At 61.1% G+C, this 22,657-nt stretch carries 18 protein-coding genes; 5 read left to right on the plus strand and 13 right to left on the minus strand.

Going from position 1 to position 22,657, the window contains the following annotated elements; all coding sequences use genetic code 11:
- Window positions 1-10: 10 nt before the first annotated feature.
- The 5 genes from AO240_RS00550 to AO240_RS00570 form a co-directional block, all read right to left on the minus strand.
- On the minus strand, window positions 11-3,028 hold the full coding sequence (locus AO240_RS00550) for a sarcosine oxidase subunit alpha (protein WP_099234749.1): 3,018 nt from the start codon (window positions 3,026-3,028) through the stop codon (window positions 11-13).
- The gene (locus AO240_RS00555; protein WP_099234750.1) at window positions 3,025-3,327 is read right to left on the minus strand and encodes a sarcosine oxidase subunit delta; all 303 of its coding nucleotides are present in this window, start codon (window positions 3,325-3,327) and stop codon (window positions 3,025-3,027) included. The genes AO240_RS00550 and AO240_RS00555 overlap by 4 nt, the downstream gene beginning before the upstream one ends.
- A gap of 15 nt (window positions 3,328-3,342) precedes the next feature.
- On the minus strand, window positions 3,343-4,593 hold the full coding sequence (locus AO240_RS00560) for a sarcosine oxidase subunit beta (protein ID WP_099234751.1): 1,251 nt from the start codon (window positions 4,591-4,593) through the stop codon (window positions 3,343-3,345).
- Window positions 4,594-4,615: 22 nt separating this feature from the next.
- Entirely contained in the window at window positions 4,616-5,869 is a 1,254-nt protein-coding gene (gene glyA / locus AO240_RS00565) for a serine hydroxymethyltransferase (protein ID WP_058415199.1), read from the minus strand.
- A gap of 579 nt (window positions 5,870-6,448) precedes the next feature.
- Complete coding sequence (locus tag AO240_RS00570) at window positions 6,449-7,177, minus strand: TraX family protein (RefSeq protein ID WP_099234752.1); 729 nt, start codon at window positions 7,175-7,177, stop codon at window positions 6,449-6,451.
- A 90-nt stretch (window positions 7,178-7,267) separates the two neighbouring features.
- On the opposite strand from AO240_RS00570, the gene AO240_RS00575 reads away from it, so the two are divergent.
- Together AO240_RS00575 and AO240_RS00580 are read left to right on the plus strand one after the other, a co-directional pair.
- Window positions 7,268-8,308 (plus strand): low specificity L-threonine aldolase, encoded by a 1,041-nt coding sequence (locus AO240_RS00575; RefSeq protein WP_058415197.1) that lies wholly within the window; start codon window positions 7,268-7,270, stop codon window positions 8,306-8,308.
- A 323-nt stretch (window positions 8,309-8,631) separates the two neighbouring features.
- A complete protein-coding gene (locus AO240_RS00580) occupies window positions 8,632-8,832 on the plus strand; it encodes a hypothetical protein (RefSeq protein ID WP_099234753.1) in 201 nt (66 codons plus the stop codon).
- 121 nt (window positions 8,833-8,953) lie between these two features.
- Here AO240_RS00580 and gbcB read toward each other — a convergent pair whose 3' ends face one another.
- Entirely contained in the window at window positions 8,954-10,054 is a 1,101-nt protein-coding gene (gbcB, locus tag AO240_RS00585; RefSeq protein WP_058415196.1) for a glycine-betaine demethylase subunit GbcB, read from the minus strand.
- 282 nt (window positions 10,055-10,336) lie between these two features.
- Between gbcB and gbcA the strand changes: the two genes are divergently transcribed.
- Window positions 10,337-11,632, plus strand: coding sequence for a glycine-betaine demethylase subunit GbcA (gbcA, locus tag AO240_RS00595; RefSeq protein ID WP_058415195.1), 1,296 nt, complete (start codon window positions 10,337-10,339; stop codon window positions 11,630-11,632).
- A gap of 769 nt (window positions 11,633-12,401) precedes the next feature.
- Here the strand turns inward: gbcA and AO240_RS00600 are convergent.
- The 6 genes from AO240_RS00600 to AO240_RS00625 form a co-directional block, all read right to left on the minus strand.
- Window positions 12,402-13,172: an electron transfer flavoprotein subunit beta gene (locus AO240_RS00600; RefSeq protein WP_099234754.1), complete on the minus strand. Its 771-nt coding sequence runs from the start codon at window positions 13,170-13,172 to the stop codon at window positions 12,402-12,404.
- 15 nt (window positions 13,173-13,187) lie between these two features.
- Window positions 13,188-14,408, minus strand: coding sequence for an electron transfer flavoprotein subunit alpha/FixB family protein (locus AO240_RS00605; protein WP_099234755.1), 1,221 nt, complete (start codon window positions 14,406-14,408; stop codon window positions 13,188-13,190).
- Window positions 14,408-16,351 (minus strand): dimethylglycine demethylation protein DgcB, encoded by a 1,944-nt coding sequence (gene dgcB / locus AO240_RS00610; protein ID WP_099234756.1) that lies wholly within the window; start codon window positions 16,349-16,351, stop codon window positions 14,408-14,410. Before dgcB ends, AO240_RS00605 begins: the two co-directional genes overlap by 1 nt.
- A gap of 102 nt (window positions 16,352-16,453) precedes the next feature.
- The gene (gene dgcA, locus AO240_RS00615) at window positions 16,454-18,514 is read right to left on the minus strand and encodes a dimethylglycine demethylation protein DgcA (RefSeq protein ID WP_099234757.1); all 2,061 of its coding nucleotides are present in this window, start codon (window positions 18,512-18,514) and stop codon (window positions 16,454-16,456) included.
- A 16-nt stretch (window positions 18,515-18,530) separates the two neighbouring features.
- Window positions 18,531-19,061, minus strand: a complete 531-nt coding sequence (locus AO240_RS00620; protein WP_099234758.1) for a 4-vinyl reductase — start codon at window positions 19,059-19,061, stop codon at window positions 18,531-18,533.
- Between the two features lie 213 nt (window positions 19,062-19,274).
- Complete coding sequence (locus AO240_RS00625) at window positions 19,275-20,252, minus strand: dipeptidase (RefSeq protein WP_099234759.1); 978 nt, start codon at window positions 20,250-20,252, stop codon at window positions 19,275-19,277.
- A gap of 218 nt (window positions 20,253-20,470) precedes the next feature.
- On the opposite strand from AO240_RS00625, the gene AO240_RS00630 reads away from it, so the two are divergent.
- Both AO240_RS00630 and AO240_RS00635 read left to right on the plus strand, forming a co-directional pair.
- Window positions 20,471-20,872, plus strand: a complete 402-nt coding sequence (locus AO240_RS00630) for a lysozyme inhibitor LprI family protein (RefSeq protein ID WP_099234760.1) — start codon at window positions 20,471-20,473, stop codon at window positions 20,870-20,872.
- 42 nt (window positions 20,873-20,914) lie between these two features.
- Window positions 20,915-21,331: a DUF3010 family protein gene (locus AO240_RS00635; protein ID WP_099234761.1), complete on the plus strand. Its 417-nt coding sequence runs from the start codon at window positions 20,915-20,917 to the stop codon at window positions 21,329-21,331.
- Window positions 21,332-21,452: 121 nt separating this feature from the next.
- Here AO240_RS00635 and AO240_RS00640 read toward each other — a convergent pair whose 3' ends face one another.
- The gene (locus AO240_RS00640; protein WP_099234762.1) at window positions 21,453-22,631 is read right to left on the minus strand and encodes an AAA family ATPase; all 1,179 of its coding nucleotides are present in this window, start codon (window positions 22,629-22,631) and stop codon (window positions 21,453-21,455) included.
- Window positions 22,632-22,657 lie beyond the last annotated feature (26 nt).

Consider the following 22,657-nt stretch of genomic DNA (forward strand, 5'->3'; position numbering starts at 1 on the left):
CCTCGGTCTGTCAGATATTCTGCCGCTCGCCTTTCGGGTCGAAGAACACCGATGACACAATCTCCGCCTCGATCACGCTGCCATCCGCCTGCGGCGAAAACACCCGCTCGCCGATGCGCTTCAAGCCGCCCTTGACCACTGCCATCGCAAACGAATAACCCAGCGAGTTATGCGCATAGCTTGACGTCACGTGGCCGACCATCTTCATCGGGATTGTCTGTTTAGGCTCGAACACCAACTGCGCGCCTTCCGGCAGCCACACGGTTGGATCAATCGGTTTGAGCCCGACCAGTTGCTTGCGCTGTTCACGCACGCAGTCTTCGCGGTTCATGCCGCGCCAGCCGATCCACGAGAACGCTTTGGTACGGCCCACGCACCAGCCCATGTTCAAGTCGTCCGGGGTCATCGAGCCGTCGGTGTCCTGGCCGACGATGATGAAGCCTTTCTCGGCGCGCAATACGTGCATGGTTTCGGTGCCATACGGCGTCAGGTTGTACTGCTTGCCGGCCTCTACGATCTGTTCAAGCACGCCCATGGCGTAGTCGGCCTGCACGTTGATTTCATACGACAGCTCGCCGGTAAACGAGATACGGAACACCCGCGCAGGCACGCCGCCGACCAGGCCTTCTTTCCAGGTCATGAACGGGAAGCCGTCCTTGTCCAGGTCGATGTCGGTAACGTGCGCCAGCAGCTTGCGGCTGTTGGGGCCAGACAATGTCATGGTGGCCCAGTGGTCGGTGACCGAAGTGAAGTACACCTTGAGGTCCGGCCATTCGGTTTGTTGGTAGATTTCCAGCCACTGCAATACGCGGGCGGCGCCGCCGGTGGTGGTGGTCATCAGGAAGTGGTTGTCGGCGAGGCAGGCGGTCACGCCGTCATCGAAGACCATGCCGTCTTCCTTGCACATCAGGCCGTAGCGCGCCTTGCCCACGTCGAGCTTGGTCCAGGCGTTGCTGTAGATGCGGTTGAGGAACTCGCGCGCATCCGGGCCTTGAATGTCGATTTTGCCGAGGGTCGACGCGTCCAGCAGGCCGACGCTGTCGCGCACCGCCAGGCATTCGCGTTTGACTGCGGCGTGCAGGTCTTCACCGTTGCGCGGGAAGTACCACGGGCGTTTCCACTGGCCGACGTCTTCAAATTCGGCGCCGTTTTTCACGTGCCAGGCGTGCAGCGCGGTGTAGCGCACCGGCTCGAAGATGTGCCCACAGTGACGGCCAGCCACCGCGCCGAAGGTTACCGGCGTGTAGTTGGGGCGGAACATGGTGGTGCCCATCTGCGGGATGCTCACGTTCAGCGAACGCGCGGCAATCGCCAGGCCGTTGACGTTGCCGAGCTTGCCCTGGTCGGTGCCGAAACCCAGCGCGGTGTAGCGTTTGACGTGTTCGACCGACTCGAAACCTTCGCGGGTCGCGAGTTCGATGGCGGCGGCGGTCACGTCGTTTTGCAGGTCGACAAATTGCTTCGGCGCGCGGGCGGTGGCTTTCTCGTGCGGCACCTGGAACAGCGCCAAGGTCGGTTCTTCGACACGGCTCAAGGCTTTTGGCAACGCGCCTTCTACCGGCGCGAAACCGGCTTCACTGGCCGCGCGCACGCCGCCTTCAAAACCATCCGCCAGGGAATCACCCAGGCCGTAGACGCCATTGATACCGCCGACGCACACACGTTTTTGCGGCGCTTCGCCCGGTACAAAACCGAGGATGTCTTCACGCCAGGTCGGCTTGCCGCCCAAGTGCGAGGCCAAATGGACCACTGGGCTGTAGCCGCCGGAACTGGCGACCAGGTCGCACTCCAGCCACTCGCCGGGGCTGGTGACTGTGTGCGCATTGACGTCGATGGCGGCGACGCGCGCGGCCGTCACGTGCTTGCTGCCACGGGCTTCGATCACGGCGCTGCCGGTGAGGATGCGAATGCCTTTGGCGCGCGCTTCTTCGACCAACGCGCCACGCGGGTTGTGGCGCGCATCGGCCACGGCCACCACCACCAGGCCTGCGTCGAACCAGTCCAGCGCCACGCGGTAGGCGTGGTCGTTGTTGGTCGACAGCAGCAGTTTTTTACCCGGCGCCACGCCGTAGCGGCGCACGTAAGTGGACACCGCACCCGCCAGCATGTTGCCCGGCACGTCGTTATTGCCGTACACCAGCGGGCGCTCGCACGCACCGGTCGCCAGCACCACGCGCTGGGCGCGCACACGGTGAATGCGCTGGCGAACCTGGCCGATCGGCGCTCGGTCGCCGAGGTGATCGGTGAGGCGCTCGTGAATGGTCAGGAAGTTGTGGTCGTGGTAGCCATTGACGGTAGCGCGCGGCAGCAGCACCACGTCCGGCAGCGCTTTAAGCTCGGCGATCACGCTGGCGACCCATTCAGCCGCAGGCTTGCCGTCGAGGCTTTCGCGCGAGTCAAGCAACGAGCCGCCGAACTCTTCTTGCTCGTCAGCGATGATCACGCGGGCACCGCTGCGGGCGGCCGCCAGTGCGGCGGCCAAACCCGCGGGGCCAGCGCCGACAATCAGTACGTCGCAGTGCCGGTTGAAGTTGTCGTAGGTGTCCGGGTCGTTCTCGGTTGGCGAGCGGCCAAGCCCGGCAGCCTTGCGGATGTATTTCTCGTAGGTCATCCAGAACGATTGCGGGTACATGAAGGTTTTGTAGTAAAAACCCGGCGGCATCAGCTTGCCGCCGACCTTGCCGAGAATGCCCATCACATCATTGTTAACGTTCGGCCAGCCGTTGGTGCTGGTCGCGACCAAACCCTGATACAGCGCCTGTTGCGTAGCGCGCACGTTGGGAATCTGGGTGGCTTCGGTGGCGCCGATCTGCAGCACCGCGTTGGGCTCTTCGGCGCCGGCAGCAAAGATGCCGCGCGGGCGCGCGTACTTGAAGCTGCGACCGATAATGTCGACGCCGTTGGCCAGTAACGCGGCGGCCAGTGTATCGCCTTCAAAGCCTTGGTAGCTTTGGCCGTTGAAGCTGAACGTGAGGACTTTATTGCGGTCGATGCGGCCACCGTTGGGCAGGCGATTGATCTGGCTCATACCTTCTCTCCAGCGGCCTTGGCGGTGAATTGCGGCTTCTCGCCGATTTTGTAGGTTTCAACAATTTCGTAGCTCAGGGTGTCGCGCGTGGCGTTGAAATACTGGCGGCAACCGGCGGCGTGAATCCACAGTTCGTGGTGCAGGCCACGCGGGTTATCGCGAAAGAACAGGTAATCGCCCCACTCGGCGTCGGTGCAGGCATTCGGGTCCAGCGGGCGCGGAATGTGCGCTTGGCCGGCGGCGTGGAATTCCTCTTCGGAGCGCAGCTCCAGGCAATGAGGACAGAAGATATGCAACATGAAGGGGTTCTCCTGTTAGTGGGCGACAGCCGCAGCGCCGTGTTCGTCGATCAGCGCACCGTTGTGGAAACGGTCGATGGAGAAAGGGGCCGCCAGCGGGTGCATTTCACCCTTGGCGAGGCTTGCGGCAAACACGTTGCCGGAGCCGGGTGTGGCCTTGAAGCCGCCGGTGCCCCAGCCGCAGTTGAAGAACAGGTTCGGCACCGGGGTCTTGGAAATGATCGGGCAGGCGTCCGGCGTGGTGTCGACGATGCCGCCCCACTGGCGGTTCATGCGCACGCGCGAGAGCACCGGGAACATCTCGACGATGGCCTGGATGGTGTGTTCGATCACCGGGTACGAGCCGCGCTGGCCGTAACCGTTGTAGCCGTCGATACCGGCGCCGATCACCAGGTCGCCCTTGTCGGACTGGCTGATGTAACCGTGCACGGCGTTGGACATGATCACGCTGTCGATAATCGGCTTGATCGGCTCTGACACCAGCGCTTGCAACGGGTGAGACTCAATCGGCAGGCGAAAGCCCGCCAGCGACGCCATGTGCCCGGAGTTACCGGCGGTCACCACCCCGACGCGCTTGGCGCCGATAAAACCCTTGTTGGTTTCGACGCCGATGCACACGCCGTTTTCTTTGCGAAAGCCGATCACTTCAGTCTGCTGAATCAGGTCCACGCCGAGTGCGTCAGCCGCACGCGCAAAACCCCACGCCACAGCATCGTGACGCGCCACGCCGCCGCGCCGTTGCACGGTGGCGCCCATCACCGGGTAGCGGGTGTTTTTTGAGCAGTCGAGGTACGGGATCTCGTCCGCCACTTGCTTGGCGTTGAGCAGTTCACCGTCGACGCCGTTGAGGCGGTTGGCACTCACGCGGCGCTCGGAGTCACGGATGTCTTGCAGGGTGTGGCACAGGTTGTAGACGCCACGCTGCGAGAACATCACGTTGTAGTTGAGGTCTTGCGACAAACCTTCCCAGAGTTTCATCGCGTGTTCGTAGAGGTGCGCCGACTCGTCCCACAGGTAGTTGGAGCGCACGATGGTGGTGTTGCGCGCCGTGTTGCCGCCGCCCAACCAGCCTTTCTCGACCACGGCCACATTGGTGATGCCGTGTTCCTTGGCCAAGTAATAGGCGGTGGCCAGACCATGCCCGCCGCCGCCGACGATGACCACGTCGTAGACCTTTTTAGGGGTGGGCGTGCGCCACATCTTCTGCCAGTTTTCGTGGTGGCTGAGTGAGTGCTTGAAGAGGCCGAAGCCCGAGTAGCGTTGCATAGTCATTACTCCAAAACCGCGCTCAGCGATAAACCGGGAAATCAGCGCACAGGGCAGACACGTGCTTGGCCACGTTGGCCTCCACATCGGCGTCGCCGAGGTTGTCGAGGATGTCGCAGATCCAGCCGGCCAGCTCAATGCACTGCGGCACTTTGAAGCCACGCGTGGTCACCGCCGGGGTGCCGATGCGCAGGCCCGAGGTCACGAACGGCGACTGCGGGTCGTTCGGCACGGCGTTCTTGTTGACGGTGATGTGCGCACGGCCGAGGGCAGCGTCGGCCTCTTTGCCGGTGAGGCCCTGACGGATCAGGCTGACCAGGAACAAGTGGTTGTCGGTGCCGCCGGACACCACGTCGTAACCGCGCTTGATAAACACCTCGGCCATGGCCTGCGCGTTATCGATGACCTGTTGCTGATACACCTTGAAGCCTGGCTCTTGGGCTTCCTTGAAGCACACCGCTTTGCCGGCGATCACATGCATCAGCGGGCCGCCCTGAGCGCCGGGGAACACGGCCGAGTTAAGCTTTTTCTCAATCTCCGGGTTGGACTTGGCCAGGATCAAACCACCACGCGGCCCGCGCAGGGTTTTGTGGGTGGTGGTGGTGACTACGTCGGCGTAGGGCAACGGGTTCGGGTACAGGCCGGCAGCGACCAGCCCGGCGACGTGGGCCATGTCGACGAACAGCAACGCACCGACTTTGTCGGCGATTGCGCGAAAGCGTGGGAAGTCCAGGGTTTTGGAGTAGGCAGAGAAGCCCGCCACAACCATTTTCGGCTGGTGCTCGACCGCCAGGCGCTCGACTTCGTCGTAGTCGATCAAGCCGGTGTCGGTGTTGATGCCGTATTGCACCGCGTTGTACAGCTTGCCCGAGGACGACACTTTGGCGCCGTGGGTCAGGTGGCCGCCGTGGGCCAGGCTCATGCCAAGAATCGTGTCACCGGCATTCAGCAGCGCCAGGTACACCGCGCTGTTGGCGGATGAGCCGGAATGCGGCTGCACGTTGGCGTAATCGGCGCCGAACAACTGCTTGGCGCGTTCGATGGCCAGCACTTCAACCTTGTCGACGTGTTCGCAGCCACCGTAGTAGCGTTTGCCGGGGTAGCCTTCGGCGTATTTGTTGGTGAGGCCGCTGCCTTGCGCTTGCATCACACGTTTGCTGGTGTAGTTCTCCGACGCGATCAGCTCGATATGATCTTCCTGACGCTGCTCTTCGGCATTCATCGCCGCCAGCAATGCGTCGTCATATCCCTGGATCTGGTCTTTCTTGCTGAACATCGCGTCTCTCCCAGCCTTTCGTATTGTTGAGGCCCGTGCAGGGCCCTTTGATGCGATGGTAGGGCTGGCGCCCGCAGGTCAAATGCCTACGGACGCCACGCAAAGGTGCGTTTACGACATTGGCGAAACAACACCGAACAAATCCGGGAACAGGCTGGTGGGGGGCTGGCATGTGTGGGAGCTGGCCTGGAAACTGGCTTGGGTGGAGAAGCAGGCCTGCCTGGAAGCTGGTCTGAGGCGGGCTTGTGTGCAGGCTGGTCTGCCTGGAAGCTGGCCTGGGCTGGCTTATGTGTAGACTGGCCTGCCTGGAAGCTGGCCTGAGGCTGGCTTGTGTGGAGGCTGGCCTGCCTGGAAGCTGGCCTGGGGCTGGCTTGTGTGGAGGCTGGCCTGCCTGGAAGCTGGCCTGGGGCTGGCTTGTGTGGGAGGGGGCTTGCTCCCGATAGCGGTGTGTCAGCCAGCACATGTGCGAGCTGGACCACCGCTATCGGGAGCAAGCCCCCTCCCACATAGCTACTCCTACATAGCTGCTCCCTGATTGCTCCTGCCACATAGCCTCCCACATAGCCCCGCCATAGGGATTCAGGCAATGATCTTGCGAAGAAGTAGCAGCAGCACAAAATGCATGGGATACAGCGCATATGCCCAGCGGCGCATGGCGGGTGGCGAGGTGTTTTTGGCATGTCGCAACAAGACCAGGCCGAGCAATGGCGCAAGCAAACAGGCAGCCAAGCCCATCAGCGCCACGGGCGTGCCGCTATTGAGCAAAATCTGCCACTGATTGGCGGCCACACACACCAAACCCGGCAACACGCTGAAATACCATGGGCGCTTGAACACCAACAGCATGGCCAACGGCAACAACACACCAAAGAACCCGAACATCAGCTGTGTGGAAAACACCGTCGCCAGTACGAGCGCGATCAACGCCAATCCTCGATCAACCACCGCCTTATGCTGCCATCCTCGCGCAACCAACAACCCCAGCGCCAAAGTGGGCAGCACATTCAACGTATCGGCATCGTCGATAAACAACCGGTACGGCACTTCGCTGATCACGCTGAACACCAGCAACCAACCCAAATAACGCCATTGGCCCGTCACCGGGGCATTCCTCACCCGCTGCAAATTCGCCGCAATCGCCAGGCAAAACCACGGGAACGCCAGGCGCCCCGGCACATACAGGCCGTCCAGGCTCCAGCCGACATAACGCAGGTGGTCGAGCACCATGCTCAACAGCGCCAGCCACTTGAGCAAATCCAGCGCGCCATCGCGGACGCGTCCGACAGGAATCGTTTGAGTACCGTGCATAATTCCCCAGTGACTTTGCATTTACAGTGCGTGCGCATGCCCAACAATCTTGGTTACAGTGCGCACCAACATCGACCACAGGAATGGGCCATGACCGACAAGAGCCAACAATTTGCCAGCGACAACTATTCCGGCATCTGCCCGGAAGCCTGGGCCGCCATGGAACAAGCCAACCAAGGCCATCAACGCGCCTATGGCGATGATGAATGGACCCACCGCGCCGCCGACGGTTTCCGTAATCTGTTTGAAACCGACTGCGAAGTGTTCTTCGCCTTCAACGGCACCGCCGCCAACTCGCTGGCACTGTCGTCCTTGTGCCAGAGCTACCATAGCGTGATTTGCTCGGAAACCGCCCACGTCGAAACCGACGAATGCGGCGCGCCGGAGTTTTTCTCCAACGGCTCAAAGCTGCTCACCGCACGCACCGAAAACGGCAAGCTGACCCCGGAATCGATCCGCGAGATCGCCCTCAAGCGCCAAGACATTCACTACCCCAAACCGCGCGTGGTCACCCTGACCCAAGCCACCGAAGTCGGCAGCGTGTACACGCCGCAAGAGATCCGCGCCATCAGCGCCACCTGCAAAGAGCTGGGCCTGAACCTGCACATGGACGGCGCGCGCTTCGCCAACGCCTGCGCGTTCCTCGGCTGCTCGCCTGCCGACCTGACCTGGAAAGCCGGTGTGGACGTGCTGTGCTTTGGCGGCACCAAAAACGGTATGGCGGTGGGTGAGGCGATCCTGTTCTTCAACCACACACTGGCCGAAGACTTCGACTACCGCTGCAAACAGGCCGGCCAGTTGGCGTCGAAAATGCGCTTCCTTTCGGCGCCCTGGGTAGGCTTGCTGGAAAACCACGCCTGGCTCAAACACGCACGCCACGCCAACAGTTGCGCGCAATTGCTGAGCAGCCTGGTGGCGGATATTCCCGGCGTGGAATTGATGTTCCCGGTGCAGGCCAACGGCGTGTTCCTGCAACTCTCGGAAGCCGCCATTGAAGCGCTGACGGCCAAGGGCTGGCGCTTCTACACGTTTATCGGCAAAGGCGGCGCGCGCTTCATGTGTGCGTGGGATACAGAGGAAGAGCGTGTCAGAGAATTGGCCGCGGACATTCGAGAAGTGATGGGCGCCTGACAGTCACCCCTGAACAAAAGTGGGAGGGGGCTTGCTCCCGATGGCGGTCTGTCAGTGACATATATTCTGACTGACAGACCGCTATCGGGAGCAAGCCCCCTCCCACATTGGGCCGTACCCGCATTACAGGGGTGGGCTGGTCACGAAGAATACTGGCGAAATGCCGAGACTGTTATTTGGTATTTCTGACAGAAGCACGCTGCACATTCATCGTCTAGCCTCTTGGAACCCGAAAGGAAAAGGCCGCTGCAGCGGCCACCCTTCCGGGACACTGCCCGCCGAACATTCGGCTGGAAACGGAAATCCAGTAGAGAGCCAGACCCATGGAATATGACTGCATCAGCAACACCCGGCAAAACGACGGCACGCTCAGCACCACAGTCATTGACTGGGATGAGTTCAGGAAACTCGCAAAAGTCGGTGACACCATCAAAGAACCGTCGAGGACGCTGAAGGTCTACGACAAAGTCTATGAAATGACAGCATCAGGCCAGCACTTCGTCGTGCACGTCTACGCCCAGTAACCCTTATCCACCTGAACTGTGGGAGGGGGCTTGCTCCCGATTGCGGCCTGCCAGTCAGAATTTTTATAACTGACGCACCGCTATCGGGAGCAAGCCCCCTCCCACACTGGATCGTGGTTGATTAGAACTCGATGCGCACGTCGCCCTTGGGCACGCTGCAGCACGACAGGATGTAGCCCTCGGCTTCGTCTTCTTCAGTGATCCCGCCGTTGTGGTCCATCTCGACCTCGCCACCCAGCTTCATCACCTTGCACGTTCCGCAAATGCCCATGCCGCAGGCTTTGGGGATCAGCAAACCCAGCTTGGCCGCTGCGGCGTGAACCGTCTCGCCCGGCGCCACGCGGATGCTCTTGCCGGAGGCAATGAACTCCACTTGATGCAGGTCGGCCAGGTCGATTTCCGGCGCGTCGGCGGCTTGCTCGGCTTGCTCCACTGCGTCGGCACGCGCTTCGGGCGGTGTGGCGCCGAAGGATTCCTCGTGGTACCGCGCCATGTCGAAACCAGCCACTTCCAGCAGGCGTTTCACCGCGTTCATGTAGGGCGTAGGGCCACAGCAGAACACTTCGCGCTCCAGAAAGTCGGGCACCATCAATTCGAGCATCTTGTGGTTCAGGTAGCCGCGATAACCGGCCCAGGGCTCACCCAAACCGTGTTTCTCGCAGATCAGGTGCAGGCTGAAGTTGTCGATCCGCGACGCCATGTGCTCCAGCTCGCGGTGGTAAATGATGTCTTTGGGCGAGCGCGCACTGTGGACAAAGGTCATGTCGACGTTGGCGTTGGTGTCGTAATACCAGCGCGCCATGGACATCACCGGCGTGATGCCGACGCCGCCACTGAGGTAGAGCACTTTGGGGTTGCTGAAATCGATGGCATTGAACAGCCCGACCGGCCCGTGCACCGCCAGCTCTTGCCCTTCCTGCAGCGTGTCGTGCAACCAGTTGGAGACCTTGCCGCCGGGCACCCGCTTGATCGTCACCGAAAAGCTGTACGGCACCGAGGGTGAGCTGGAAATAGTGTAAGAACGCATGATCGGCTGGCCATCGATTTCCAGCTCCAGCGTGACGAATTGCCCCGGCTTGAAAAAGAACAGGATCGGCTGGTCGGCCATAAAGCAAAAGGTGCGCACGTCCCAGGTTTCCTGGATGACTTTGACGCAACGGACGATGTGCCGACCATTCGCCCAGGTCTGGGTAGTGACCGGATTCAGGAAGCTGTTGGACATGCTGTTCTCCGCAGCCGTAGGTCGGCCTCATGGTGGCGATTCTGCGTAACGCGCGAACCACCCATTTACCTATCTGCGACATTCACATACTTATCGCGACCAGCCCCCATGGCACTGGGGTTGCGCGTCGGGAACAGAGTGGGCCATGTCGCTCATGGATAAGGTTCGGCGCATCGGCGGCCCCACACTCGCTCCCAACCAAGACACTTTCTTTACGCCTTGCTGCAAAACCTGATTAGTCACTTATCGCGGCCACCCAGAATGGCCTTGAGGACACACACGATGGACGTCACCGCAACCTTAAGCTTGGGCGATCCGCTGGAACCCGCACGCAAGGCCACCGCGCAGATGTTGCAAGAGCGCGAGCGTACATTTTCGCTGCCGCAGCCGTTTTACTCTGATGAGCGGCTGTTTGATATCGACATGCAGGAGATCTTCCAAAAAGAGTGGCTGATCGCCGGCATGACCTGCGAGATCCCCACCAAGGGCAACTACCTGACCCTGCAAGTGGGCAAGAACCCGATCATCGTGATCCGTGGCGCCGAGGGCGTGGTGCATGCGTTTCATAACGTGTGCCGCCACCGTGGCTCGCGCTTGTGCACCAGCGACAAGGGCAAGGTGGCAAAACTTGTGTGCCACTACCACCAGTGGACCTACGAACTGGACGGCCGCCTGCTGTTCGCCGGCACCGAGATGGGTGCCGACTTCGACATGCAGCAATACGGCCTGAAGCCGGTGAACGTGAAGACCGCCGGCGGTTACATCTTCATCAGCCTGGCGAAGAACCCGCCGGCCATGGATGACTTTCTGTCGACGCTGAACCACTACATGGAACCCTACGACATGGAGAACACCAAGGTGGCGATCCAGACCACCTTGTTCGAAAAAGCCAACTGGAAACTGGTGCTCGAAAACAACCGCGAGTGCTACCACTGCAACGCGTCGCACCCGGAACTGCTGAAAACCCTGCTGGAATGGGACGACGTCACCGACCCGCGTGCCGACCAGGCATTCAAGGACCACGTTGCCGCCTCGGCCGCGGCCTGGGACGCCGAAAAAATTCCGTACGCCCACGCCAGCTTCGGCCTGCGTAACCGCATCGTGCGCATGCCGTTGCTCAAGGGCACCGTGTCGATGACCCTGGACGGCAAACAGGGTTGCGCCAAGCTGATGGGCCGCATCCAGAACCCGGACCTCGGCTCGATGCGCATCCTGCACCTGCCGCACTCGTGGAACCACTGCATGGGCGACCACATTATTGTGTTCACTGTGTGGCCGATCAGCGCGCAGGAAACCATGGTCACCACCAAGTGGATCGTGCACAAGGATGCCGTGGAAGGTGTGGATTACGACGTTGAACGCATGCGCAAAGTCTGGGACGCCACCAACGACCAGGACCGCCGCCTGGCTGAAGAGAACCAGCGCGGTATCAACTCCACCGCCTACCAGCCTGGCCCGTACTCGAAAACCTATGAGTTTGGTGTGGTGAATTTTGTGGACTGGTACAGCGAGCGTTTGCTGAGCAACCTCGGCGCCGCGCCCGCGCCTTATCTCAAAGGCGTGGCCGTACACGAATAACCGACCCACCCACGATCAAAAAAGTGTGTGTGTGGGAGCGGGCTTGCTCGCGATGGCGGTGTGTCAGCCAGTACATCTGGGGACTGACAGACCGCTATCGCGAGCAAGCCCGCTCCCACAGTTGAATCGCGTGGGTGTTCAAGAATTGATCAACTTCGTTACAGGCCTCTGAAATCCTGCCCTGCAGCCTTTGCCCAACAACTTATCCACAAAGCCACCCACAGTAATTGTGGGCAAGTGCGCGTCTCTGTTGAAAATAGTCGAAGAAAATCCGTGACTTATTCAAGTTATCGAATTCCACAAGCAACTGATCACTTATTAACCAACCCACCGAGAAGCCCGTATCACGTGGCCTGTAGCACTACGCGAACACCTTATCCACAGAAGCACCAACAGACTTTGGGGGCAACTTCGGCACCACTGTGGAAAACCACCTGAACCCTTCAGATTCCGGGGGTTTACAGCCCGTGAACAGGGTAAATCGCGCAGATTGATCATATTTTGATCACCTCACTGAAAGCCACGTTTTATAAGGCCTGTAGACGATAGCGAACATCTTATCCACAGAAGCGCCAACAGACTTTGGGGGCAAGTCTGTGCATGGGAATTAAGTTATTCACGGAAAAAACCAGCAAAAACCGTCAGTTAGCCTGGTTGTTTTTCGTACAGAGGGCTGCAGGGCTTGGTTTTAAGGGCCTGTGGACAGTCGCAAACAGGTTATCCACAGGCGGATCAACAGGGATTGTGGGTAAGCCCGTCCCACCGGTGACTAACGCACCACGCCTTCTTCGATAAGCAGCTTGAGGATGGCTTGGGCACCGTCTTCAGCACTGAGCCCCTTGAGCACTTGCCCACCGCCGCCACTGGCTTTGGCGGTTGCAGCCTTCATGCGGTCGGCGCCGCTCTTGGCCTTGATTACTTTAAGGCGCTTGGGCCGAGGCTTGGCCGGTTGCAGCTGCGCGCCTGTGAATAACTCGTCTGCTTCTATCTCCACCTCATGCGCCGCCAACTGGCCACGCTGCGCCGGGCCGTAAGCGCTTTGCCGGGGTTTGGGCGCGGCGTTATCCACCGTGGCCACAAACGGCAAACGCACTTTCAAGCGGCGCCGCTGCCCACGCGGCAACGCCTGCAGCACATGCGCCACGCCGCCATCGATGGACTCAACCTGCGCCAGCCCGACAATCAATGGCCAGCCCAAGTGCTCCGCCAGCAGGAACGGCAACATGCCCGAACCCTCGCCGGTTTCTGCCTGGCTGCCGGTGAGCACTACGTGGGCGCCGGCTTCGCGCAGGTAATCACTCAACGCCGGCAAGGCGTCCGCGCCGGCCGGCTGTTCCAGCACGTGCAACTGTGGCAAGCCCATGCCCAAGTAGCTGCGCAAGGTCGGCTCGTGGATGTTGCCGGCGTGCAACACCTGCAACTTATCCCCAGCCAGTTGCAGGCCCAGCTCGACGGCGCGGGCGTCTTGCTCGGCGCGGCGCGGGCGCCCGGACGTGGGGTGGGCACCGATGGAAACCAGGCTGATTACGTGAGTGTGCATAACCTTGTCCTTTGCTTAAGCCGCGTCGCGCTTGGCGCCGTTGCGGTAGGCCTCGACCGCAGCGATCAAGGCTTGCAGAATCGCGGCGCTGTCGCCGATTACCGACAGGTCGGCACGCTTGATCATGTCGCAGTCCGCGTCGAGGTTGATCGCCACCACCTTGTCGCAGGCACCGATGCCTTGCAGGTGCTGGATCGCCCCGGAAATCCCCACGGCCACGTAAACCCTTGCCGTGACCCACGTGCCGCTGGCGCCAACCTGGCGATCACGCGCCATAAAGCCATCGTCGACCGCCACGCGCGAGGCGCCTTCGGTGGCGCCCAGCGCGGCGGCGGCCTGGTGGAACAGCGGCCAGTCCTGCACGCCGTTGCCGCCAGAGAAAATGAATTCGGCCTCGGCCATCGGAATCGCCGCCGGGTCCACCGCCACGGCGCCGAGGTCTTCGATACGCGGCAAGCTGCGCGCCAGGGTTGTGGATAACTCCACCGGCAACACTTCGTGGCGCGTGTCGCTGACCGGCTCGGCACATTCGGCGGCGGCCAGAATCAGGCGTGGCAATGGCCGCGCCAAATCTACCTGGCCCGCACCGGCGCGGCCGATGCACGCTTCGCCGTTGACCTGCCACACCCGTGTGGCCGGGCGCTCTTTGAGGCTGGCAGCAAAACGTCGGCCCAGCTCGCCACCGCCGCTGCGGCTGTCGGGCAGCAACCAGTGGCGCGGGCTGAACTGGTTATCCACAGCCCGCAGGCCGTGCACGCGTTGCTCCGGTGAATAACCGTCGAATGCGTGGCCTTCCAGCACCAGCAGGCGATCAACCCCGGCCGTGGCAAAAGCGCCTTCCTTGTGTTCGCCAAACACCACCACCAACACCGCGCCGTCGCTGCCCGCGAGTTGCCGCGCGAGGCCCAGCACATCGCGGTCGTGGCTGCTGAGGCGGCCGCCGACCATGTCCGGTACCACGCTGATGTAAAACGCCGGTGCAGGCACCTGGTGCAACGGCAACTGCACTTCAACAGCGGCCGAGCGCTTGGCCGCGCCGCCTTGCTGGGCGCCGCTGCGGTCGATGCGCTTGATGCCGTTGGGGCCGATAAAACCGACGCCATGCGGGTTTTTGCGGATGATGCCGTTCGGCCCCATCCACTGCTCTTGCACCGGCTGCATCGCCGCGTGCAGCGGGTGCAGACGGTTACGCGCGATCCATTCGGCGCGTGGGTCGCGGCGGATAATCTCGCTCATCAGTGCACCTCCGCAGGTTCAAGCCTGGCTGGGGCTTTGGCAGGCGCTGCGTCTTCAAGCAACGCGTCGGCCACCAGCTCGGCAATGTCCTTGATCAATGGGCGCGGCTCAACCACGCCTTCGAGCATCGCCGTGCACTGCGGGCAACCCACAGCCACCAGCTCGGCGCCGGTTTCGCGGATGTCGTCCATGCGCATATCGGGAATACGTTGCTTGCCGGGAATATCAGTGATCGGCGCACCGCCACCGCCGCCACAGCAGCGCGAGCGCAAACCCGACCGTTGCATCTCCTTGACCTCAATGCCCAGCGCGCGCAGCACTTGGCGCGGGGCCTCGTATTCGCCGTTGTAACGGCCCAGGTAACACGGGTCGTGGTAGGTCACGCTGTTGCCCTTGTGCTGGCCGAGGTTCAACGCGCCGTCGCCGATCAGCTCGGCCATGAACGTGCTGTGATGCTGCACCACGTAGTTGCCGTTGAACGCGCCGTACTCGTTTTTCAGCACGTGAAAGCTGTGCGGGTCACAGGTGACGATGCGCGTGAAGCAGTACTTTTCCAGCGTCTGGATATTGCGCGTGGCCAGCAGTTGGAACGTCGCTTCATCGCCAAGGCGCCGGGCCACATCGCCGCTGTCGCGCTCCTCCAGGCCGAGCACCGCGAAGTCGACCCTGGCGGCTTTCAGCACTTTGACGAAGGCGCGCAAGGTGCGCTGGTTGCGCATGTCGAAGGCACCGTCGCCGACCCAGAACAACACGTCGGCGCTGCCCTTGTCGCTGAACAATGGCAGGTTCAAATCCGCCGCCCAGTTCAGGCGACCACCGGGTGCAAAGCCGCCGGGGTTGTCGGTGGCGATCAGGTTTTCCAGGACTTCGGCGCCCTTGTTCGGCGTGGCGCCTTTTTCCAGGGTCAGGTAGCGGCGCATGTCGACGATGGCGTCGACGTGTTCGATCATCATCGGGCACTCTTCCACGCACGCGCGGCAGGTGGTGCACGACCATAGGGTTTCGGCGTCCACCAGGCCGTTGACGATTGGCTGGTGCGGGTTGCCGCTGTGTTCGCCGATGGGTTGTCCTGGAGACGGGCTGCCGGCGAACTTGGCATCGGTGCCGCCGGCCAGGCCGACCACCATGTCCTGGATGAGCTTTTTCGGGTTCAGCGGCTGGCCGGCGGCGAAGGCCGGGCACGCGGCCTCGCACTTGCCGCACTGCACGCAAGCGTCAAAACCGAGCAGTTGGTTCCAGGTAAAATCCTTGGGCTTTTGCACGCCCAGCGGCGCGCCTTTGTCGGTGAGGTCCAACGGTTTCAAACCGGTCGAACGGCCGCCACCAAAACGCTCGGCGCGGCGGTGCCAGGCCAGGTGCAGCGCGCCGGCGAAGGCGTGTTTCATCGGGCCGCCCCAGGTCATGCCGAAAAACATCTCGCTCACGCCCCACACCACACCCACGCTGAGCAGTGCTGCCAACAACCAGCCACCGAAGTCAGCAGGCAGAATTCCGGCCACCGGCAACGTCACCACAAAGAAGCTCAGCGAGAACGCCATCAGGCTTTTCGGCAGGCGCATCCACGGCCCTTTCGACAGGCGCGACGGCGGGTTGCGCCGACGCAGGTAGACGAAGGTGGCGCCGACAAACATCAGCAGCGAGGCCAGCAGCAAGGCATAGCCGAGGATGCGGTTATGCAGGCCGAAGCCGTGCACCAGAATCGCCAGCAGCGCCGACAACACAAAGCCCAAAGCGGTAGCGACGTGGGTATTGGCGATGTATTTATCGCGGGCGACCACGTGGTGCAGGTCGACCATGTAGCGCTTGGGCATCGCCAGCAGGCCGCCGAGCAGGTCGACTTTGGACGCGCGGCCACGGCGCCACATGTTCACCCGGCGCAGTGCGCCGAGTGCTGCGAGGCCCAGCGCCGCAAACAGCAGAATAGGCAGCAAAGTGTTCAACATTGAGGTGACCTCAAGCGGCAAGTTTCAAGCTACAAGCGGCAAGTCAAAGCGATCACCCATTGCTCTTTCTTGTTGCTTGAAGCTTATGGCTTGCGGCTGTTTTCAGAAATCCTTGCACAGGCGCAGGGCGTCATAGATCGCAGCGTGGGTATTACGCTGCGCCACACAGTCGCCGATGCGGAACAGCAAGTAGCCTTCACCCGCCTCGCTCAGGCACGGCTGCGGCTTGATCGCGAACAACGCTTCGATGTCCATCTGGCCCTTGTTGCGCGAGCCGCCTTTGAGCGCGTAGTAGATCTCTTCATCCGGGCGCACGCCGTTTTCCACAACCACCTGATCGACTACCCGCTCCTCTTTGGCGCCGGTGTATTCGTTCTCCAGCACCGCCACCAGTTTGTCGCCTTCGCGGTAGACCTTTTCCAGCATCATGTCGCCGGTCATGATCACTTCTTTCGGGTACATGCTGCGGTAGTAGGTCGGGAACGACGTACCGCCGATGGCCACGCCGGGCTTGATGTCGTCGGTGACGATCTCGACCTGGCTGCCTTTGTCGGCAAGGAAATCCGCCACCGACATGCCGGTGAATTCGCAAATGGTGTCGTACACCAGCACGTTTTTGCCCGGCGCAACTTTGCCGTCGAGCACGTCCCAACTGCTCACCACCAGGCCTTCAGCCGCGCCCCAGTGTTCGTTCTGCTCCAGGAACGGATGCCCGCCCACCGCCAGCACCACCACATCCGGGCGCAGGTCGAGGATCGCTTCGGCATTCGCCGCCACGCCCAGGCGCAGGTCGACGTTAAGTCGCGCCAGTTCAAGCTGGAACCAGCGGGTGATCCCGGCAATCTGGTCGCGCTGCGGCGCCTTCGAAGCCGTGGTAATTTGCCCGCCAATAAAGTCTTTTTTCTCGAACAGCGTCACGTCGTGGCCACGCTCCGCCGCCACGCGTGCAGCTTCCATCCCGGCAGGCCCGGCACCGACCACCACGACGTTGCGTTTAGGCCCGCTGGACTTCTCGATGATGTGCGGCACGCCCATGTACTCACGCGAGGTCGCGGCGTTCTGGATGCACAGCACGTCCAGCCCTTGGTACTGGCGGTCGATGCAGTAGTTGGCGCCGACGCACTGTTTGATCTGGTCGATCTGGCCCATCTTGATCTTGGCGATCAGGTGCGGGTCGGCAATGTGCGCACGGGTCATGCCGACCATGTCCACATAACCGCCTTCCAGAATGCGCGTGGCCTGGTTCGGGTCCTTGATGTTCTGCGCGTGCAGCACCGGCGCCTTGACCACTTCCTTGATACCGGCGGCCAAGTGCAAAAACGGCTCCGGTGGATAACTCATGTTCGGGATCACGTTGGCCAGGGTGTTGTGGGTGTCACACCCCGAGCCGACCACGCCGATAAAGTCGAGCATGCCGGTGTCGTCGTAGTACTTGGCGATCTGTTTCATGTCCTCGTGGGACAAGCCGTCCGGGTGGAACTCATCACCGCACAGGCGAATGCCCACGCAGAAATCCGCGCCGACCTCAGCGCGCACGGCCTTGAGTACTTCCAGGCCGAAACGCATGCGGTTTTCAAAGCTGCCGCCCCATTCGTCGGTGCGCTTGTTGACCCGTGGGCTCCAGAACTGGTCGATCATGTGCTGGTGCACCGCCGACAGTTCCACACCGTCGAGGCCACCGGCTTTGGCCCGCGCAGCGGCGCTGGCGTAGTTGCCGATCACGCGCCAGATCTCTTCCGGCTCGATGGTTTTGCAGGTGGCGCGGTGCACCGGCTCGCGAATGCCAGACGGCGACAGCAACGTCGGCCAGTGCTCGCCATCCCAGCGCGAGCGACGGCCCATGTGGGTAATCTGAATCATGATCTTGGCGCCATGCTTGTGCATGGCATCGGCCAGGTTCTGGAAGTGCGGGATAATCCGGTCATCGGCCAGGTTCACCGATTTCCACCAGCCTTGCGGGCTGTCGATGGCCACACTGGAAGACCCGCCGCAAATCGCCAGGCCAATACCGCCCTTGGCTTTCTCTTCGTAATACTTCACATAGCGGTCGGTGGTCATGCCGCCGTCGGTGGCATACACCTCGGCGTGGGCGGTACTGAGCACGCGGTTGCGAATGGTCAGTTTGCCGATCTGGATCGGCGCGAACATTGCTTCGAAAGCCATGGCAGGGTTCCTCGACTTACAACGGCTTGACGGTGAACAGGCCGTCGTCATGGCCTTCTTCGGAGCCGCCGTAGACTTGCTCGGCCACGGTGCGCAGCTGGCTGCCACGCGCTTGCAGAATCTGGTCCATGGCGCCGGCAAACCAGCCGGTGAACATGTAGTCGACTTTGCGCCCGACCTTGCCGTACACGTAGACGAAGGCCGAGTGTTCCAGCTTGACGCTGGCGGTGCCGTTGTCCAGGTCGATGTCCTGGATATTGAACAAGCCCCAGCCGCGTTGCGACAGGCGTTTCATGTAGTGCTCGAACACCGCAACGCCTTCCAGGCCGTGGCATTCGGCTTCTTTTTCACACCAGTGCCAGGCGGATTTGTAGCCGGCCTTGTAGAGAATGTCGGCGTAGGCGTCAGCGCCGAGTACTTCTTCGATCCCCATGTGGTTGTTGACGAAAAAATGGCGCGGCACGTACAGCATCGGCAGGGCGTCGGAGGTCCAGACACCGGTTTCGCTGTCGACTTCGATAGGCAATTGCGGGGCGATATTGGCCATGGAAACTTAACTCCAGAAAATTCGGTTTCAGTGCTTAGCAAAGCTTTTGTTTTGCTCTTATAAACAAGCCGTGTGAATGACTTTGGAGCCGTAGCGAGCACGTCGAGAGCAAGGAAGGACCGGAGCGACAAGCGAGACAGTACGGTACGTACGGCGAGTTTGGCGCGAGGACCTGACGCAGCTATCGGCGAGCGGAGTAGGCTCCAGAGTTATTTATTGGCCCCAAACGTCGTGTAGGACATTCACCCAGTTCTCGCCCATGATCTTGCGCACCACGCGTTCGCTGTGGCCGCGTCGTAGCAGGGTTTCGGTGAGGTTCGGGAACTCGCCCACGGTGCGGATGCCCAGCGGGTTGATGATTTTGCCGAAGCTGGTCAGGCGGCGCGCATAGCCCTTGTCATGGGTCAGCATTTCGAAGAAATCCTGGCCATGGCCCTGGGTGAAGTCGGTGCCGATGCCGATGGCGTCTTCGCCGACGATGTTCATGGTGTATTCGATGGCTTCGGCGTAGTCGTCGATGGTCGAATCAATGCCCTTGGCCAGGAACGGCGCGAACATGGTCACGCCGACAAACCCACCGTGGTCAGCGATAAACTTGAGTTCTTCATCGGATTTATTGCGCGGGTGCTCTTTAAGCCCCGAAGGCAAGCAGTGCGAGTAGCACACCGGTTTTTTCGATTCGAGGATGACTTCTTCGCTGGTTTTGGAGCCCACGTGGGACAGGTCGCACATGATGCCGACGCGGTTCATTTCGCCGACTACTTCGCGGCCAAAGCCCGACAAGCCGCCATCGCGTTCGTAGCACCCGGTGCCGACCAGGTTCTGGGTGTTGTAGCACATCTGCACCACGCCCACGCCGAGCTGCTTGAAGATCTCGACGTAGCCGAGCTGGTCTTCAAACGCATGCGCGTTCTGGAAGCCAAAGATGATGCCGGTCTTGCCCAGCTCCTTGGCCTTGCGAATGTCGGCGGTGGTTTTGACCGGAATCACCAAGTCGCTGTTCTCACGGATCAGGGTCTGGCTGGCGACGATGTTATTGACAGTGGCCTGGAACCCTTCCCACACCGACACGGTGCAATTGGCGGCGGTCAGGCCACCTTTGCGCATGTCCTCGAACAGGTCGCGGTTCCACTTGGCAATGATCAGCCCGTCGATAACGATGCTGTCGGCGTGCAATTGCGCTGGGCTCATCAGGCGTCCCCTTATTGGCGATTCATGCGCCGAATCGTCTGCCGGCGCTTTGGGGCCAGCATATGCCCCGGGGCAACCTGAGCCGGGTGCAAAAACGACAAGGGAATTGCCGAAAGCGTCAATCCGCGACAAAGCGCATAAAGACACGTCTGACTGGCGACTGTTCTTTGTCTTACGCTTGAGCCAGAATTCCGCATCACCTGATATGAGACGGCGCAATGAAATCGATTTTCCTGGCTTTGGCACTCATCGCAACCGGCGTTCACGCGGCCGAAGACACCGACAACACGCCGTGCGATGGCATCGAAAACGACAAACAAACCCTGGCATGCGCGACCTACAACAAAACCACCGCCGAGCAATTGCTCAAGGATAACTATCAAGGTTTGCTGGAACGCATGGGCTCGGCCTATGCCGGCAACAAGTCGCAACTGGCCGACATTACCGCTCGTCTGAAGGACGCCCAGCAAAAGTGGGAAAAACTGCGCGATGCCGATTGCGCGGTGGACACCTTCCCGGCGGTGAATGGCAGCAAGGACTATGCGATTCAACAGAATGATTGTCTGGCGCGGATGAGTGATGAGCGGTCGGAGTTTTTGGAGTCGATCGGCCAGGAATAAGCGACAATCCCCGTCACCTTTACGCTGAATCAAGGCCATTGCATGACTATTTGCGGCATCGAAATCAAAGGCAGCGAAGCCATTATCGCTGTCGCCTCCCAAGACGGGCTGGCGCTGACCCACGTCGCCCTGGCCACCAAGAAAATCGCCCTCGAAGACGACGATGAGGCGGCCAACGTCAAAGCTTTCGCCGCGCAGGTGAAGGCTTTCGTGCAAGCAAACGCCATCACCCGTATCGCGATCAAAAAGCGCAGCAAAAAAGGCGAATTCGCCGGCGGCCCGACCACGTTCAAGATTGAAGGCGTATTTCAACTGCTGGACGGCGTTGACGTGACGCTGCTGTCGCCGCAGACCCTCAACGCGCAAAACAAGAAACACAACTTTGAACTGCCGGCCACGCTGAACAAATATCAGCATGAAGCCTACAAAGCGGCGTGTTCGGCGCTGGTTAAAAAGTAAGCCACGCCAAACATTAATGTGGGAGCTGGCTTGCCTGCGATGCAGGCAAATCGGTGTATCAGTGATACACAGTTGATGCCATCGCAGGCAAGCCAGCTCCCACCTTTGAACCCTGTTGCATTTAAACCGGTGTGCGGCGCTTGTGCTGCAGCCAGTCGCCGAAGGATTTGTCTTCCAGGGCATAACCGCCTCGGCTCGACTTCCACACCAGTTCCTTGTCGCGCAGGGCATCGATGCAGGCCTGAATGGTCTGGGTGCCCGGCACCACGTCGCTGCCCATGGCCTCCAGCGCCTGGCTGACCGCCGTAATCGTGCTGTCGGTGAACGGCGCGAACGGCTCGTTGTTTTGCGAACGCGCCACCATTACTTCCAGTACCGCACGCTGCGCGATGGTGAGATTGTTCCAGGCGCTTTCGAATTCGGTCCACACGCCTGCGCGCAGCAGTTCGGCGCGGCTGTGCAGCAGTTGGCCCAAGTTGCTCGCCTCGCCGAGTTCCAGCGCGACTTCACCGATGATGGTGCGCAGCATCTCCGGGCGACGGCCGACCAGCTCGAAGGCCTGGTCGATGTCGGCGGGGTTGAATTGGTTGGTCTCGGCCAGGTGCGCGTTGAGGTGCACGGTGTAAGCCTGGGTGAACTCTTTGCCGAGCAAGGGAAATGGCGTGATGCTGGAGCCGAAGAACGGTTGGCTTTTAACCAACACCAAATGCGCGAGTTTGTCGCGGTTGGAGCCGGTAAACACCAGGCGCAAACCACTGCCCTCGCCTTCCCGGCCTTGGTTGAGCTGATCGCGCGCAGCCTTCAGGGCAAACATCGCGTTTATGCCCGCGTCGGTAGTCAGCGCATGCTGGGCTTCATCAATCACCAGCACCACGGTTTTGCCGGCAGCGCTGTGGAGCAACTCCAGGGCCTGCGTCAGGGTCGCGCCGACCGGGAGTTGGGGTTTGGTGAAATCCCAGGACAAGGTGCGCAGGAAGCTGAGTTTTTCGATGCCGATGTTCTTTGCCAGTTTGCGGATGCCCTTCTCAAAGGGCACCAAAGCCCCGGCAATTGCACTGGCGATCAGGTCGGCGGGGTCTTGCTCCTTGTCGGCCCACAGGTCGACATACACCGCCAGCCAGCCGCGTGCCTGGCATTCGGGGATCAGGTCTTCGCGTAAAAAAGTACTTTTGCCGGTGCGGCGCGGCGCCGCGAGAAACAGGCCAGAGGTAAAATCCTGAATACCGGCCCCCACCAGGCCGTCGGCAATGCTGCGTGCCAGGGCGGGGCGGCGGAACACAAAGCCGCTGTGAGTCGACATACTTTTATACTCAATTATGGAAAGGA

It is taken from the genome of Pseudomonas sp. ICMP 460 (assembly GCF_002723595.1).
In the GTDB taxonomy this organism is placed as follows: domain Bacteria; phylum Pseudomonadota; class Gammaproteobacteria; order Pseudomonadales; family Pseudomonadaceae; genus Aquipseudomonas; species Aquipseudomonas kitaguniensis.